The sequence below is a fragment of the Mucilaginibacter sp. SMC90 genome, assembly GCF_022811725.1.
Lineage (GTDB): Bacteria > Bacteroidota > Bacteroidia > Sphingobacteriales > Sphingobacteriaceae > Mucilaginibacter.
Genome location: NZ_CP094527.1, coordinates 6,390,727 through 6,406,064 on the forward strand (window position 1 = coordinate 6,390,727; position 15,338 = coordinate 6,406,064).

The window sequence follows — 15,338 nt, forward strand, 5'->3', positions numbered from 1 at the left end:
TGGCCAGGAATCACATGATCACATCCGGCTTTTCGGACTCACTTAGCGCATTTATATAATTTCGTGTTAGTTATAGTGCTAATTTAAGTATTAAATATCCGGTTCCTGATAGGTTTCAATAAATACCGCTAGGTAGGCTTGTTCTGCAACACTCAGTACCTGACCTTCAAAATGGTGAAGCCTGCCATCTTTGAATATGAATTTTCCCAGCTAATCCGGGTTTTGCCAATCCGGCAGTTCACCTGCCGGAGCATCGATTAGGGCAGGTTCGGTGAAAAGATGGGTTTCATCACCAAAGGCATCTTTGTAAATATGGGCATAGTCACGACTGTCCAGCATGTCCAGGTCCAATGACGAGGTTTGCATTGCAGAATACAATTTTATCAGGATGCTGACTAAGCCAAACCCGATTGAGCCTTTCCAGATGCTTCTCATTGCTTTAATTTTCTAATATTAATACCTTGCGGGTGGTGCTTCTCAATCTGGTTGGCCAGCAGGTGCAAGATTTCCTCGTTCACCTCTCCCGGATTTTGACAGATATGTAGGAAATCATGATCATCCGGGGGTAAAGCTGGCTACATACGCGCCGTTTTCGTATATCCTGTACTTGCATTTATCTTCTTCGTGGTGCACATATTCACCCACCTCAAAGTGATGCACCTTCTTATCTTTGCTGATCGTAATTGGATAATTTTCCATAAATTTATAATCATCAGGCACCAGTTTTGTGTTACTCCCTGGGGATATACGGAAACAATTCTCATTTTTAGATTATGACCTTGGTAGTGCCATATTTGATGGTAAGCACTTTATTAGCATTCTAAGGGTAAGGTTTTGTAACAAACAATTATACATTTCATTTGCTGTCCTTATACGAACCCAGGACGAGCAACCAGCCGACAGCAAAAGTTTCTTTCTTTTTTTGGATTCTTTCACCCCAAAAATGCCTATGGAAACGATCGTCATACAAGAAACAGATCCGGACGTTTTAGAAATATTATATGCTGCGCTGGAGATGGAGGGCTTCAGGGTTTACGCATTGCCGGAAGCAGACCCCGATTACCTGGACATCATCGAAAAGGCGCGGCCACATGTGGTTATTCTTGATTACCGCCTTAACGGTGAGGTATGCAAACAACTTTGCAGCCAGATCAAGGCGCGTTATCCATATTTGCCTGTTGTGGCCATGAGCTGCAACAGCAACATTCACGAGGTCTATGATCGGTACGGTTTTAACGATTACCTCTCTAAGCCCTTCGATCTGGAGCACCTGTACCGGGTATTACGCAAATACGTATCCGGAGAAAAGGCCATACTGTAAAGGCAACATGATGCGAACAATCCGCGGCCTTTCGACTTATTAAAGTATGGGAATTTTCCAATATCTCAAACCTTACCGGGCACTGATCGCCGTGGCACTTTTACTCGCGGCCGCGGCACAGCTACTGGCACTGATTGCCCCGGTTATCTTCGGGCATATCATCGACCGATACGCTACCAATAAAAATCATTTATCTGAGCGCGGTTTGATCCACGGTATTTTATACTGGCTGGCCATCGCCCTGGGATTGGCGGTGCTTTCCAAGCTTTTTAAGTCTATGCAGGACTTTGTAACCAGGAAAACCGTCGCCCGCTTCGGCATGCAGGTTTTTAACGACGGATTAAAGCAAACGTTACGTCTTTCCTTTCAGAAGTATGAGGAAAGCCGTAGCGGAACTACGCTGTCGGTATTGCAAAAGGTCAAAACCGATGCCGAGCGTTTTATCAACGCTTTCGTTACGGTGCTTTTTTTCTTCGCTGGTCGGGGTGGCTTTCCTTTTGTATTATAGCCTGAGCAAGAACTGGCTGCTGGTGCCGGTATTCTTTGTGGGGATCATCGTGCTGGGGTCGCTGACCGGTCTTTTATACAAGCGCATCAAGACTGTACAACGCTCCATCAAACCGGCAGACCGACGCGCAGGCGGGCATCATCACGGAGAGCCTACGCAATATCGAACTGGTCAAGAGTCTCGGCCTGACCTTTTCCGAGATCAGGCGCCTGAACGCCCAGACCAAAACCATCTTTGATCTGGAAATGTACAAGGCCCGAAAAGTGGCTTTTCTGTCTTTTCTCCAGGGAAACATGCTCAACCTGCTCAAACAATCCATCCTGTTTATTCTGCTGCCAGTTAGTTATAGTTGCGAAACCTTCTATTTCCGCGGCCAATGCAAAATCCTTCGAATCAATCTGGTCAAGCAACCAAAAGGTTTTTTCAAATGCACCTAAAGTGCGGCTTTGATAATTCTTCATTAGTTTATTATTTAAATGTTTTTATCGATAAATATTCATGCGTTTTGTTCTATTCTTATAATCGTACTGAACGCTTATTTTCTTTTATAAGAAAGCTGGATTACGCTTTTATTTTGATGGGCAAAATTATCAGTGAGCCAAGCGGAAAGAAATACCATGATTTGGGTTTGCAATCCCCTTTTATGGGGATACTGACACTCAATTGAGTATTCATTACACTCATATATAGTTAACCGCCTGTCTCTAATCAAAAGAATAAAGTTTATTTTTATTGAGACCAAAAGTTAGATTTTCTCAGATTGCTTGACGCAAATAGATTAACAAATATGGAGTGATGTCATGTAGATACTGTTGCGTATTACTGCGGTTAATAAACAGGGTTACGGTACGGTATTTCGTCTTTTTAATAAATACAAGACTGTGTACCGTCCCTAAATCGGCAATAACAAACGTAAAATATTGGCATACAAACAATTGCAAAACCGGCATAAAATTAGACGACTTTATTTTACGAAAGTGGCTGATGCTCGGCCTCATTCAAAATATATGAAGATATTAGTTTAGTCCTTTTACTTAATTAAAACCTTAAACGAACACATTATGTTTGAAACTGTAGAATTAATTCCAGGAAACACGCTCATTACGGCAACGCCGCAGGAAGGCCGCGAACTTGCGATAAAAATGGCACGCCTCATTATTAAAGTCACCCAGCCTGATGCTGAAATACGCGGACGACGAGAAGTGTTTACGCCGAAGACGCCACAATGCTAATAGCGATCGGGCAAACAGTAGCCACGGAATTTACTGTTATAGCAGCCGCTAATAATTATTGGAGATAAAGATAGTGCATGAGAATGGATTTCCGAGAAATTGGATTTTTTAACTCGCGAAACCGGAATTAAGTGGAAAATACGAATCAATCCTCCCCCACGCTGGATCTAATATTTTAAAATACATTTAAATGTTGTAATTGAAAGGCAAATTCCATTAGTCATTTGCTATCCCCTAACCGGGCTTGAGCTAAAAGTAAAATGACGATTAATAAAATCTCAAGAATCTAATTTTTGTTATATTTGTATATCGGTTTGGAGAGACCGTGCTTTGTTTTACAAATGTTTTACAGTAAGAAAGAGCAAACTTCTAAATAATTGAAATACAGCAATATATAAAGACCGTCGAAAGGACTGAAAATCCTTGTGTCACTGGTTCGATCCCAGTTGGTACCACACTTAAAAGCTTCTTAGAAATCTCTAAGGAGCTTTTTTTATGCCTGAAAAGTGCTATTAGAAGCAAAAAATGCAGGTTTTACATAATTAACTGTTAATTTCTCGTTTAATCGATTGGTTGATACTTTTCTTTCTGTTTCGTAAATCAGGGCTGTTTTAATGGTGTTTTGGCGCACTTTTGGCGCATATTGTTAATTGAGATTATGAATTATGACGCCCATGCACGCTTATAGCAATCAAGTGCAAGGAGGAACGGAATAAATGATAGCCTGTGTGTTGGATTGTGTTTATGCCGTAGTTCCTTGCCACGCTTCAACAGCTATAAGCGTAACTTTGCTTAAAAATTCATTCTATACTCCTCGTCCATAACACCGCACATTTTCTTTCAACTTCCTTATGTACTATACCCTTGTCATCTAAAATGTGCGTAATGATAGCACGGGTTAAACTAATGAGTTTATAGTAAAGTTAAGGCCATTTATCGCATTTTTCTTTTTTTTCCTTAAATCTTGTAACGACCCCTATAAGAGTAACATTACTATAAAAATAGGAAAAACTACTGGCTGCCATTTCAAAGCGATAAAGGTAATTCAACCAACATGAGTCGAGAGCTGCGCCCTACACTTGCACTTCTAATTTTTCTTGTGATCTTGTAATGTCCTTATAAAGGTGAAAGTTTAAGAAAAGTTAGAATTTGACAATGAAGATCTACTGTCAATTGATTGGCTGTTTAAGGATTGGGGAATAGCTCTTCCAACCACTCGCTCTAAAAGGTTACTGAATCCGATACATTGCAACATCTATCAAGAGATTTTAAAGGGAATAATCATCAGTTACCTTTTAATAAAAGCAGCAGACGATAATAGTTAATGGCTTACACCATTTGATCGTTATATGTAAACGTAAATTTTCCTTTTAATCTTAATGGGGTTCCATCAACTCTGAAGATCATTTTGCCGAACGAACTCACCCATCTTTCACGAGTTCCATTTATCGGCGTAATCTTATAGACCATTGAGAAATCGGCTCCTGTATTTAACGAAATGGTTAAAGCTGTTTCGACTTGCTTCCTATAATCATCACTGATTATATCAAGGGCATCTATCCAAGTTAGCTTCGTTCCCGGAGGGTATCCGCGAACCCTCAAACCATATTCAGATAAGGTAAGCTGGTTGTTAGCAACATCAATCGACCAGTCCCATAAGTGTTCATCATACGATATGGTTAAGTCTAAACACGCTAATATGTCCACTAACTGTTCGTTAAGCTTATCAGATTTATTGTAGGATAATTCTAATTCCTCACCTAAAGCTAATAGTTCAGCTTTTAAAGAAGCATTTTCCGCTTCCAAATCTTTACTTTGTTGATATAGCCGTTCATAGTCGGGGTGTTTCTTTTCAGCGGTATTTCGGTCTATTTTAATCTGATCAGCATCTGCAAGTTTATTCGTTGATACATCACGCTTTCGCCTTATTAAAAAGATATTTATTGATAGAAGCAATAAAATAAAAGTGTAAAACAAAATGTTTTGTAGTGGTGACCCTACGCTAAGGGACTTGATAAGGAGTTCGAAGGTATGGAAGATGTTGTCATTCATGATAGGTGTCGGCAAATAATAATGCAAGGTAATTATTCCTATTAGCTATAACAACCCGTTTAAACACCCATTAATAGTTAAATTACAATTCCCTGATTAACTTTTAATCATTATGGACTGCGGGTGCGAAAGCTAAGGTTTGTAATACAACATTAAAACGTTTTCTTGTGTCAAGTGTAGTTATCATAATAAGCTTATGGCGACGGAACATACTACATTGATTGTTAGCGCATTCTCTGGTCTTGCAGGCGCTCTAATTACTCAGGCCTTGACTGGCTTATTCGCATACTTAGGTGATAAGCGTAAATCCAACATTGAACTCAGTAAGGAGTATCGGAACAAAAAAGTCGAGATTGCAGAGAACTATTACTATGTGACTGGCGAAACAATGTCTATCCTGAAGAAAAGTGTGCAGCTATGGAAAGGTAGAAACATACCACGCAGTGAGAAAAGTTATCGGTCAATGTCTGATAGTTTAAAGGAAGCTGATGCTCGCTTAAAGCAAATGAATATCGACAACTGGAAACACAGCCTCATCGGGCTTTACTTCAACGTTACCTTGTCCTATGATGAACTAATTGCTGCTAACAATAAATCGCATGAGTTGTATTTAAAAGTACTTGATATCGAGAGTAAAATACGAGAGGCGAGTGATGATGAAGAAGATAGAGAGCGCTTAATTGGTCAATATAGCTTAGCCATATTCGATTTATGCAGCCAGTATGATACTGTTTACGCTATTCTTGCTAACGACATGGATAAAGTTAAAACGAATCTGTTAGCTACCTTTAAAGATAATTGAATTTCAACCACTCGACTTAAAAGGTCACTGAATCCGATATATTGAAAAAGTCTCTCAACACTCGCTGTCAAGAGACTTTAAACCTTATCACAATTGAATAAGCTATCCGCTTATTCGAAGTGCCACGAAATTAAATATTTTGACTGATACTGCAGCAATGAAGAAAAAAAGTTCTCCTTACTTTGAGATTACAGATGCTTATGACATCGTGCGTGTAACTGTGAAAGGCCTTACGAAAAAGTCTACTAAAGTCGTTACCAATAAAGGGTGGTTAGATATAGACATAACAGTTAAGGGATGTACATTAGGGGGCAGCTATCATGCTGAATTTTTACCAATAAGCTTCATAGCTTTAGGCAGCAACTTATTTCATTAATGTACGGCCTGGACAAGACAGCGGTCTTTGATGGCGTAATGGGGTACCTAGAGTTAGAATTTGAAGTTAAATATGAAGGCTTCGCTGAAATAAAAGTTAAGGCTTGCGATGTTCCTGGTATTGGCTCGGAACTCACATTTAAGATGAACATTCATTTAAGTGATATCAATGAACTCGTTTTACAGCTTGATTCAATATTGAATCGGTACCCATTACTCAATTAATGGGCGTCGAAGATAAGTAGTCATTATTATTAACAAGCACCTGAATTCAGTAACCTTTTAATAACAGTGCTTATCCTAATCTTCTCCTTCAGCTTGTATGATCTTGGTGTATTCGCTCCAAGCATTGTCATTTACCCCACTATCTAATTCTGCCAACAGCCTTTGTACGTGATTAAGATCTGAAGTGAAGCTATCCACTTCTGCCTGGTATTCTTCTATCACTTCCAAAAGCTTTCCTTCTTCTCTTAGCAATCTATCGCGTTGTGTTTGTTTGTTCATAAGGCTAATTTAATCTATAACTAAGATGTTCTTTCGTTTAAGCTTGATAGCAAACTCATCAATTGAGAGATTGGTTGTAGCTAACTATATCGCAATCTATCGCTAGTGCCAATTGCTTTTCAACCTTATTGATTTAAAAGGTGAATGAATCAAATGCCTTGCAAAGAGTTTGTCAAGCTAACTGCAAATAATTTTCATCAGCACCTTGTAATAACATAATCAGTCCTGTCCCTCCGCCATCAACATAACATATTTTTGCCAGGCGTTATCTTTGGTACCTTGCTTACAGTCCATCATAAGCCTGTATAGAGGCGCTCTGTATTCACTTGATTTTGATGTTCTTCGTTTATGCAAGTGTTCATTCATTAATTGCTCCTCTCTTTGAAACATTTCAAGCTGCGACAGTCTATCAATGCCTTAAGCTTTTTCGCTAATGTTTTTTCTCAAACCAAACAAACCCAGTAAGCCAAATAATCCGAGAAGTCCCCAGTTACCTGCTGATTTTGTTGGTTGATTTGATGTTGAATCCAATTGCGTTGGTACAGATTTAATTCCTGATTCCCCGGCGCTGCTACTGTCACTATTGGCAAGTGTGCCGGATCCGGTACCTGATACTGTCGCGGCATCAGGTGAGCCCTGACTCGAACCATTTCCCGCACCAGATCCATTAGCTTTAGTAGTCGATGCTGAATCTTTTAGTGTTTGTGCAAAGACAGGAGCAGTTGTAGATAAGATTGTACTGTAGACAATGGCTGTTGCAACCCATTTTAACTTTTTCATAATACAGATATTGATGTATCCGTAAAAGATCAATAGTTGTGCCAGTTCGATAGCACGTTGTCTTCATGCTGACAAGACCAAGAGACGGATTGTGCACCAATAGAAAGATTTAGTATATCCTAAACTATTTCTTACAAACCCCACAGGTTAAGCCTTGCTTAGCACATCGTTTACAATACTTACAGTTCTTGCAAGCACGGCAAGGGGTTTCACCTTTACAAGTTGCGAAATTAGTCTTGGAGGTTGTATAAGTTGGATTGAAGCTGGTAGTGCACATAAGAGTTAGTGCAGCCAGGCTATGGACGATAAGGTGTCGCTTCATGATCGTGTTAGGTTAATGGTAGTAAATATAAGTAGTATATCTCTGTAATACTATTAAATAATTATCTTTAGAAACTAAATCGAGTCATAATGAAAAAGCTTTTAACCCTCTTACTGATCATTTGCGCTTTTAAGTCCCAAGCACAATACAATGCCACAAACTTTCCAAACAATATCGATAAGTTATTTGCTCAAGAATATAGCAAAGACGCCAGTGAATTTCTTACCAAGGTTTACATATCGAGGAATATATTAAAGCTTAATGAGAACGAGTTAACAGGGTTTCAAATAGATGCTATTACAGCAGCAAAAAGTGGTGAGCTTACAACCGTCCTATACAATTGCCCCAAGTTGAACCAGAAAGGACTTGTATTTGTCTTCTACAACTACAAGCATTTCAGCTTTTACCACTTCGAATTCAATGAAGCTAAAGTGCTACTTGATAAGATATCCGCAGCGGTCGAGGACAATAAACAAGTTTTGGATGAGGTTAATACAAGCGTTTTGAAAGCAAATGATATACATCTCATATTTGCAGAAAGCTCGATAAGGGTTGTTTGGGATGAGTACGACTCCAATTGGGACAAATCAAATTTCAAAACCACGTACAGGAGATTTGACAAGTTTTTTAAGAAGCAGTTCAAAGGATAAACCGATCTTGGTGCTGCCTAGTCGAAGCAATGCTGACTGTTTTATTAAAAGGCGACGCTAAACAATTAGTTGGTCAAATAACTGATAAAACCATTACTGTAAAAGGATCAGTAATCGACTTTAAAGGCAAGCCGGAGATTATTGTTACAGATCACAAATTGATTGTTATCCAAAGGTAATTCCTCGATATCAGCCAGTTAAACCATCTATTGATAATACAGATTAAACGCCATAACTTTAACTGACAATATAAACCCATAACTTATTACAGTTCATTATGAAACAGAAATTATTCCTATTGCTAACGGTAACAATGTTACTGGCAACACAGTCTTTCGCTCAACGCGTTCACTATCCAGGCAGAACTCATACCTATAGCCATGGTGGACATTATTCTGGAGGTCACGGCAGTTCGCATAGAGGCGGGCATTATCGCAATGCGCGAACCGGTAATCATTACGGTAGACATAGAAGATAAGCGAAATACTAATAACACACCATCTAACAACAAACGCCAAGCTGTTAAGCCTGGCGTTTGATTTGCTAACCATTTCCTGTATGCCCTCCGTCTAACAGTGTATTTGAGTGCGTAATCATTTCATAGGTTGAGTTACGAACATGCGCTTGATAGTTTGAATACTGTTCATAGAAGTGCTTAGCTTTCTTATGGTCACTGATGTAATAAAGTTCATTGATCCCAGAAGGGCTTTTAAGGTGGATCGATCCGTATAATGCTATTGGGATTTTATAGTTACCTACAAATCGCCTATCGGGAGAGCCATCTTTATTCACTCTATACCAGGTTTCGCCAATTGTTGTTACGTCACTCACTATATCTTCTTTCCTTTCTAAGAACTGCTGCTCCTTATATTCGATATATAGGTCTGTATAATCTATAATCGCGATTTCCTCGCGTCCTTTGAAATAAATAATGAACATCGGGTAGAAATAAAAGTCACCACCATTGAAGTTCTCGACATGCAAAACCTTTTCATTGGTAGACAGTATATCCAAGCCTTTAAAATCGAATTTAACCTCATGCCGGTCAATAGATGTACCCGCTGCTGCTTTAGTGTCTAAATTCATTTGCGCGGTGGTGACATCCCAAATCTTGTTAGCTGATTTCATTGTGGTGAAAGAGCTTGTTAGGTCTGAATAAGCATCTGTTAGCAGAGAGTTTTCATACTGATATTTAAGGTCAACACTTGATCCCAATTGCGATTCTTTAAGAGAATTAACTTGATTTGAAAGCTGTTCAACTAACTCAGTTTCCTTAGCTATCTTTTTCTTATACAGAAACTTAAATAACGATGACTTGCGATTATCAAGGTTTTGAGATTTTGCACGTAATTCATTAGAGAAATGATGCAATTCTGATGTTAACTTTTTTCTTATATAATGAGTACCAATTACCAGCTCCTTAAAGCCAGTGAAGTTGAAAGAGTTAAGTCGTTCGGTATTGAAATGGCTTTGAATATCTCCGTATTCAACTGACTTGGGGAATAGTTTATTTACAACGCCTTTAGCAAATTGTTTTGATGCAGAGTGTAAAGATTGTCCGTAAGCAAAGCGTTCAAATGCAGTTAATAGCTGTTTAAAGTCTGTCATAGCAGTAAGTTTTATGTCGAGTGAATTCTCGAACGACTCACTGCTGATCAGCAGCACTAAGACAAGGTGGAGGTAGAGTAATTGTGGAGGGTCACGAGGAAGGAGGGAAACCCAATTACGAGATACTACCTTGAAACGAAGTTGAACTATGTGCTGACGTATCAGCTAACTTTGTGATGGGAATCTACAACATTCATCGTTAAACCACTATTAAAGTGATGGGAAAAGTGCTTAACTTTACGTAAAAGAACCTAAACATGAAGCAACTCTTAATATATATTCTCATAATCGCTTGCTTTTCCTCGCAATGGGCATTGGCCGCTAAGCGCTGTAATAGTAATATCACCTTCCGACCGGTGATGCTAATGTTAGATACACCACTATTTAATCCTGATATCGATATGTATGGTGCATTTACACCAATGATTCTACCGCAGCAACTACAGTATCACGTTAATGAAAAGGTTTTTACTCAAGGTAAGGTTTACGATGCTCACGTTGATTTAAAGAGCAACGCGGTACTTTTAAGTCTTGGGAACGAGCGTGCAGTCGAAAGAGTCACTATCATTATTAAAAACAAGTATAGAGTTAAGTTCGACCACCCTGAAATATCGCTATTGGGCAAGACAATAACTGTATTGGGTTGGGTAATCCACTACAAAGGAGATTCCGCTATGAAACTAAATGATCCAAAGAATTTACAGATATCTCATAGCGAAGATTAACTAACATTTTATGTGTGCCATCTTGAAGTGAAACGGCTATTAGCTGATGCATCAGCTAACTTTGTGGAAAGAATTAAGAGGTAAATCTTTTGCCTCTTTCCTATCTTAATATCTTACTTAAACCAACAATTAAATGGGTGGGCCAGGCAGTGGACGTGTAAAAGACTGGTTTGAAAAGAATCCGTCTAAAACACAGTTCTATCTTACCATTGTTGTATTATTTACAACAATAATCTTTTCATATTTAGGGCTAGTAGATAATTCAACATGTTAGTTAAAACCAATTGTCTTAGTGATAAACTTTAAATGATTCTTCATCTTTGGTATTGGGTTGTTGAAACTTAATAATTCAAAAATCTAAAAAATCGAGGTAGTTTAATCGTCCTCAATCAAGGTTGAGGAAAAAATTTTCCCGACATGTTTTTTCTTTTTTGAGATTCCCCGTCATACTTGAAGAATAATTTTAACTTTGCGCAAATTGTTCCCGTAGTTCAATGGATAGAATTGCTGATTCCGGTTCAGCTGATATGAGTTCGAATCTCGTCGGGAACACCAAGCCTTTAGTTAACCTCTAAAGGTTTTTCTTTTTTAGGGGTTTTAGATTGATCCCTGCCAAAAGTGTTCTCACAGGCGAAGCATTTTTTTTCAACTCATCCTTCTTAATATATCGAATTATCAGACAAACAGCTTCTTGTACCTCATCAACAATTTTCCAATCTTTAGTAATGTAAATATCTGTCGTTTTTCTATTCTCGTCGATATGATTTAAAGCCATAGCAACGTCGTCTTTGCTTATTCTGCATTTGTTTCTTGCCCAAGTGGCAAAAACGCTTCTAGCCCAATAATAGGTTACCTCCGGTAAATTTGAATCCGCAATAATTTTTCTCATACCATTACTTAAGGCAGTCGATAATCCGGTTCGCGTAGTAAATCTCAATTGCAATTTGCCTAGGTATTTATCCAATAAAGATTTAGCCTCATCAACTATTTTGATACTGATAAAAGCTTTATCCAACCTTTTACCTTTGGTTTTTGATCTGTTGTAATCTAGTCTACCTCGATTTATATTCGAGCGATCCATATTATAAAAATCAACGGAATTTGTTCCGCACATATAGAACGATAGCATAAACAGATCCCTCGCCAATTCATTTTGAGATCCTGGCTTACAATCAATATCCCTAATTGCTAGTATCTGCTCGATTTCAAGATATTTCTTCGGTGTTTCTGGTCGTTTTATAATCTTAAACTTTTTAAAGGGATAATGGGGGATTCTAATGATTCCGAGATCTTCATCATTAAAATGATCCTTGGCAACATTGAATAAACTACGGAGATCCCGCAGGTGGTTATGAAGTCCGCTATCTGATAATCCGGGGCTAATTATCGTGAATTTTTTCTGGCCCCTGCTTTGTCTTTCGAGCTTTCTCTCTGTTCTTAAATATCGTTCGTAAGAACGAAGCATATTTGCTGTAATTTCAGAGATATAAATCACTTCCCTACCAAAATAATCGACAAGACTATTGGTAACAGCACGAAAATTGGAAGTACCATTGTTTTTGTTTTCAGATAATTGTAATATGTGCGCTCTGGCAAATTCTATAAAATCAATTTCCTTTTTGTTCGACTGGAGATAATCAACAATTTGATCGCAAGTCATTAGATTGATTTTTTGATCAAGTTCGCCAATACCCTTCCTGTAATCATTTAGCGTTTTATCAACTTGTAATAGAATGATGTTATCCTTTATCTCCAACTTCTTGTTAAGTTGTTTTTCTGCTACAAAATGATTGGTCTCAATATATCGCGAAACTCTGTTATGCGAGACTCTGATTTTAACATTATAGGTACCATCTGATTTCCTGTTATGTTTTAATACAAGTGCTCTAATCGTTGCCATCAATTCCTATTTAGTAAAACATTTGTAAAACATTTTCGTGAAATTGAACAAATTTATCTGCTTAACTTAACAAAAACCACTACTTTAATTAGTCTAAAATACGCTTTTAAAGCATAAAAAGGCACTTTTTTATAAAAAAATGAAATAATTAAATTTTATAAAAATCCTATTATGTATGGTTTCCGGTACCATCGATATGAGTTCGAATCTCGTCGGGAGCACAAGGGTTTGGCACACAGTGTAAAAACCGAACCGGCGGAGAAATATATTTCTCCGCCGGTTTTTTATTTTAATGGTTCAATCAAATCCCTTGAATTTACTAACCGGTTCTTGATTAATCCTGCACTGCTCCAATAGTAGCCGGTACATAAGCTATTCAAAGTTGCCGGGAGATTCTTTTAGTTAAGCACACAATATTTACAACCAAAAAATTTACACAGCGCAGCGGGCTTTAACAAATTGATAACATTAGATAAACTGTGAATGCACATCAGGTGACCAACTTTGTCGCCGAATTGCTTCCCCACAGTTCACATGCAATGTCCAGTCACGGAAAATCCGGTTTAGCGTTAAAAGCACATTGGGATACTTTCATTTTGGAAGGAGGACAAGATGTTTTTTACACGCTTTATTCGCATTATCATGATTATCTGATCTATCTCGGCAACTTCAAAGGGGCTACGATTGACCGGTCGAAAGATTGCATCAACGACCTTTTCTTGTATGTGTTTGAGAACCGTGCACGGTTGCAACACATCCGTAACCATCATAACTACCTGGTAACATCCTTTTTGCGTAACCTTTTCCGCAAGTCGCATTTTGGTGCAGAAGAAAGCCTGGAATTGCAGGACCTGCCAGAAATGCCGGCCTACCCTTCTGCAGAGGCTGAATATATTCAGCGGACAAGCCGGGAACAGGCAACACAGGTTTTGGGCGATTATATTGGCCAGTTATCTGACAGCCAAACAAAAATTGTATATCAAAAATTCTATCTCGGCCTCACTTACGAAGAAATAGCGCTGGTGAATGAAATTTCAATAAAAACCGCTTATAATACCATATTTAACGCGGTAGAGAAGCTCAGGAAGCTGATTGGCCAGGAATATGTGAGTGTACTTACTGCGGCAATTTCCCTTTTCAGTCTTCTTTTTTTAATTTTTTTAAAAAAAGCATAGGTAAAATCTAAGGCTTCCTGCTCTATTGTCCAAAGCTTACCGCAAATGTTGGACAAAGATCTTGCACATTTACTCCACAAGGAGAGTTTCCTGAATTATTGTTTCGGGCGAAACGATGATGATGTCAGATATTGGAACAAATGGCTGGCAGATCATCCCGAAGATGAGATGCGGATAGAAGAACTCAGGAGAACTGTTATTTTGCTGGGTAATGAATCACATAAGCATCTGCGCGACAAACATTTTGAAGAGCTTCAGCAAAAAATAACTAAAACAAGTATAATTCCTTTGTTAACAAGGAAGAAGATATCAATATGGAAACCGGCAATGGCAGCCGCATCTGTAATTATTGTGGTATCTGCTGTTGCAGTACTCTTTCGCCCGGGTTCAAAACCTGCAAAAAGCAATACCATCGCAAAAAAAAATGATATTAAGCCGGGCAGCAACAAGGCCGTTCTTACACTGGCTAATGGTCAAAAGATCACTTTAACAGACTCTGTCAACGGCCAAATCGCGGTACAAGCCAACGTTAAGATCGCAAAAACAGCAAAAGGTCAGATCGTTTACGAATTACCGAAGGAAGTAACGGATAATGATCTTGCGCCAGAATACAATACGATTGAAGCCCCAACCGGCGGGCAGTGGGAAGTTATCCTGCCCGACCAGTCAAAAGTTTGGTTAAATGCTAAATCAAGCCTCACCTATCCAACTTATTTTACCGGGAACGAACGGAAAGTTCAGCTTAAGGGAGAGGCTTATTTTGAGATCACCCATAATGCAAAAATGCCTTTTAAAGTAAACAGCAGAGAACAGACTGTTGAGGTGCTTGGAACACATTTCGATATTATGGCCTATGACGATGACGATATCATCAAAACTACGCTGCTGGAAGGCTCGGTAAAGATCTCCAATAACGGTCATTCGCGCATACTGGTTCCGGGCGAACAGGCGCAGGTAAGTAATGCAGGTACAAAAGTAACTAATGATATTGACCTGGAAGATGTGATGGCCTGGAAAAACGGCTATTTCAAATTTAATGACAGCCTGGAAAATGTGATGCGGAAGATCTCCAGGTGGTATAATATAGAAATCAAGTATGCAAACAATGTGGATCCGTCTTTACGCTTCGGCGGGAAGATCTCCCGATACAAGAACCTGTCTTCGGCCTTGAAGATCATGGAATTAACCGGAAATATTCACTTTAAAATAGAAGGAAGGAGGGTGACCGTTATGCGATAAACCTAATCAGCAAACGGTAGCTCAAAAAAAAGCCAGGGGTGCTTGGAACCACCGCTGGCCTATGTTTGGGGCTTACCATTCCGCTCTAAACGGAAAAATAGTACATAAACAAGACTTCTTGAATAAACCCTAATAACAAATGTAT

General features: G+C 38.8%; 16 protein-coding genes, 1 tRNA gene and 1 pseudogene. 10 read left to right on the forward strand and 8 right to left on the reverse strand.

Translation table 11 applies throughout. The annotated features are described in order from the left end of the window. Positions 1–210: 210 nt before the first annotated feature. Together MTO98_RS34505 and MTO98_RS26340 are read right to left on the reverse strand one after the other, a co-directional pair. Entirely contained in the window at positions 211–435 is a 225-nt protein-coding gene (locus tag MTO98_RS34505) for a hypothetical protein (protein ID WP_371825385.1), read from the reverse strand. Positions 436–555: 120 nt separating this feature from the next. Continuing rightward, positions 556–699, reverse strand: coding sequence for a hypothetical protein (locus MTO98_RS26340; protein ID WP_243481966.1), 144 nt, complete (start codon positions 697–699; stop codon positions 556–558). 250 nt (positions 700–949) lie between these two features. Here MTO98_RS26340 and MTO98_RS26345 point away from each other — a divergent pair, with 250 nt between their 5' ends. Both MTO98_RS26345 and MTO98_RS26350 read left to right on the forward strand, forming a co-directional pair. Continuing rightward, on the forward strand, positions 950–1,321 hold the full coding sequence (locus MTO98_RS26345; protein ID WP_243481967.1) for a response regulator: 372 nt from the start codon (positions 950–952) through the stop codon (positions 1,319–1,321). A gap of 46 nt (positions 1,322–1,367) precedes the next feature. Beyond that, entirely contained in the window at positions 1,368–1,829 is a 462-nt protein-coding gene (locus MTO98_RS26350; RefSeq protein ID WP_243481968.1) for an ABC transporter transmembrane domain-containing protein, read from the forward strand. Positions 1,830–1,981: 152 nt separating this feature from the next. Here the strand turns inward: MTO98_RS26350 and MTO98_RS26355 are convergent, their stop codons facing one another. Continuing rightward, positions 1,982–2,290, reverse strand: a complete 309-nt coding sequence (locus MTO98_RS26355; RefSeq protein WP_243481969.1) for a hypothetical protein — start codon at positions 2,288–2,290, stop codon at positions 1,982–1,984. Between the two features lie 681 nt (positions 2,291–2,971). Between MTO98_RS26355 and MTO98_RS34510 the strand changes: the two are divergent. Continuing rightward, a pseudogene (locus MTO98_RS34510) lies at positions 2,972–3,129 on the forward strand (hexameric tyrosine-coordinated heme protein). Between the two features lie 1,261 nt (positions 3,130–4,390). On the opposite strand, the gene MTO98_RS26365 reads toward MTO98_RS34510, so the two are convergent. Then, positions 4,391–5,113 carry a PAS domain-containing protein gene (locus MTO98_RS26365; RefSeq protein WP_243481971.1) on the reverse strand — a complete coding sequence of 241 codons (723 nt, stop codon included), beginning with the start codon at positions 5,111–5,113 and terminating at the stop codon, positions 4,391–4,393. Between the two features lie 196 nt (positions 5,114–5,309). Here MTO98_RS26365 and MTO98_RS26370 point away from each other — a divergent pair, with 196 nt between their 5' ends. Further along, the gene (locus MTO98_RS26370; RefSeq protein ID WP_243481972.1) at positions 5,310–5,915 is read left to right on the forward strand and encodes a hypothetical protein; all 606 of its coding nucleotides are present in this window, start codon (positions 5,310–5,312) and stop codon (positions 5,913–5,915) included. 157 nt (positions 5,916–6,072) lie between these two features. After that, positions 6,073–6,291: a hypothetical protein gene (locus MTO98_RS26375; RefSeq protein ID WP_243481973.1), complete on the forward strand. Its 219-nt coding sequence runs from the start codon at positions 6,073–6,075 to the stop codon at positions 6,289–6,291. Positions 6,292–6,590: 299 nt separating this feature from the next. On the opposite strand, the gene MTO98_RS26380 is transcribed toward MTO98_RS26375, so the two are convergent. Both MTO98_RS26380 and MTO98_RS26385 read right to left on the reverse strand, forming a co-directional pair. Further along, positions 6,591–6,794 carry a hypothetical protein gene (locus MTO98_RS26380; RefSeq protein ID WP_243481974.1) on the reverse strand — a complete coding sequence of 68 codons (204 nt, stop codon included), beginning with the start codon at positions 6,792–6,794 and terminating at the stop codon, positions 6,591–6,593. Positions 6,795–7,211: 417 nt separating this feature from the next. After that, a complete protein-coding gene (locus MTO98_RS26385) occupies positions 7,212–7,574 on the reverse strand; it encodes a WGxxGxxG family protein (RefSeq protein WP_243481975.1) in 363 nt (120 codons plus the stop codon). A 411-nt stretch (positions 7,575–7,985) separates the two neighbouring features. Between MTO98_RS26385 and MTO98_RS26390 the strand changes: the two genes are divergently transcribed. After that, entirely contained in the window at positions 7,986–8,546 is a 561-nt protein-coding gene (locus MTO98_RS26390; RefSeq protein WP_243481976.1) for a hypothetical protein, read from the forward strand. Positions 8,547–9,089: 543 nt separating this feature from the next. Here MTO98_RS26390 and MTO98_RS26395 read toward each other — a convergent pair. Continuing rightward, positions 9,090–10,154, reverse strand: coding sequence for a hypothetical protein (locus MTO98_RS26395; RefSeq protein ID WP_243481977.1), 1,065 nt, complete (start codon positions 10,152–10,154; stop codon positions 9,090–9,092). A 257-nt stretch (positions 10,155–10,411) separates the two neighbouring features. Here MTO98_RS26395 and MTO98_RS26400 point away from each other — a divergent pair, with 257 nt between their 5' ends. Continuing rightward, on the forward strand, positions 10,412–10,879 hold the full coding sequence (locus tag MTO98_RS26400; RefSeq protein WP_243481978.1) for a hypothetical protein: 468 nt from the start codon (positions 10,412–10,414) through the stop codon (positions 10,877–10,879). 480 nt (positions 10,880–11,359) lie between these two features. Beyond that, positions 11,360–11,434, forward strand: a tRNA-Arg gene (locus MTO98_RS26405). 16 nt (positions 11,435–11,450) lie between these two features. On the opposite strand, the gene MTO98_RS26410 is transcribed toward MTO98_RS26405, so the two are convergent. Further along, positions 11,451–12,779, reverse strand: a complete 1,329-nt coding sequence (locus MTO98_RS26410) for a site-specific integrase (RefSeq protein WP_243481979.1) — start codon at positions 12,777–12,779, stop codon at positions 11,451–11,453. Positions 12,780–13,318: 539 nt separating this feature from the next. Between MTO98_RS26410 and MTO98_RS26415 the strand changes: the two genes are divergently transcribed. Together MTO98_RS26415 and MTO98_RS26420 are read left to right on the forward strand one after the other, a co-directional pair. Next, positions 13,319–13,954, forward strand: a complete 636-nt coding sequence (locus tag MTO98_RS26415; RefSeq protein WP_243481980.1) for an RNA polymerase sigma factor — start codon at positions 13,319–13,321, stop codon at positions 13,952–13,954. 45 nt (positions 13,955–13,999) lie between these two features. Next, the gene (locus MTO98_RS26420) at positions 14,000–15,193 is read left to right on the forward strand and encodes a FecR family protein (RefSeq protein ID WP_243481981.1); all 1,194 of its coding nucleotides are present in this window, start codon (positions 14,000–14,002) and stop codon (positions 15,191–15,193) included. The last annotated feature ends 145 nt before the right edge of the window (positions 15,194–15,338 follow it).

Excerpts from the sequence above, each read along its gene's own strand:
- MTO98_RS26415 (WP_243481980.1), top strand. The coding sequence starts at position 13,319 with ATGTCCAGTCACGGAAAATCCGGTTTAGCGTTAAAAGCACATTGGGAT.
- MTO98_RS26385 (WP_243481975.1), bottom strand. The coding sequence starts at position 7,574 with ATGAAAAAGTTAAAATGGGTTGCAACAGCCATTGTCTACAGTACAATC.
- MTO98_RS26345 (WP_243481967.1), top strand. The coding sequence starts at position 950 with ATGGAAACGATCGTCATACAAGAAACAGATCCGGACGTTTTAGAAATA.
- MTO98_RS26370 (WP_243481972.1), top strand. The coding sequence starts at position 5,310 with ATGGCGACGGAACATACTACATTGATTGTTAGCGCATTCTCTGGTCTT.
- MTO98_RS26350 (WP_243481968.1), top strand. The coding sequence starts at position 1,368 with ATGGGAATTTTCCAATATCTCAAACCTTACCGGGCACTGATCGCCGTG.
- MTO98_RS26340 (WP_243481966.1), bottom strand. The coding sequence starts at position 699 with ATGGAAAATTATCCAATTACGATCAGCAAAGATAAGAAGGTGCATCAC.
- MTO98_RS26380 (WP_243481974.1), bottom strand. The coding sequence starts at position 6,794 with ATGAACAAACAAACACAACGCGATAGATTGCTAAGAGAAGAAGGAAAG.
- MTO98_RS26390 (WP_243481976.1), top strand. The coding sequence starts at position 7,986 with ATGAAAAAGCTTTTAACCCTCTTACTGATCATTTGCGCTTTTAAGTCC.
- MTO98_RS26410 (WP_243481979.1), bottom strand. The coding sequence starts at position 12,779 with ATGGCAACGATTAGAGCACTTGTATTAAAACATAACAGGAAATCAGAT.
- MTO98_RS26420 (WP_243481981.1), top strand. The coding sequence starts at position 14,000 with ATGTTGGACAAAGATCTTGCACATTTACTCCACAAGGAGAGTTTCCTG.
- MTO98_RS34505 (WP_371825385.1), bottom strand. The coding sequence starts at position 435 with ATGAGAAGCATCTGGAAAGGCTCAATCGGGTTTGGCTTAGTCAGCATC.
- MTO98_RS26400 (WP_243481978.1), top strand. The coding sequence starts at position 10,412 with ATGAAGCAACTCTTAATATATATTCTCATAATCGCTTGCTTTTCCTCG.
- MTO98_RS26365 (WP_243481971.1), bottom strand. The coding sequence starts at position 5,113 with ATGAATGACAACATCTTCCATACCTTCGAACTCCTTATCAAGTCCCTT.
- MTO98_RS26355 (WP_243481969.1), bottom strand. The coding sequence starts at position 2,290 with ATGAAGAATTATCAAAGCCGCACTTTAGGTGCATTTGAAAAAACCTTT.
- MTO98_RS26395 (WP_243481977.1), bottom strand. The coding sequence starts at position 10,154 with ATGACAGACTTTAAACAGCTATTAACTGCATTTGAACGCTTTGCTTAC.
- MTO98_RS26375 (WP_243481973.1), top strand. The coding sequence starts at position 6,073 with ATGAAGAAAAAAAGTTCTCCTTACTTTGAGATTACAGATGCTTATGAC.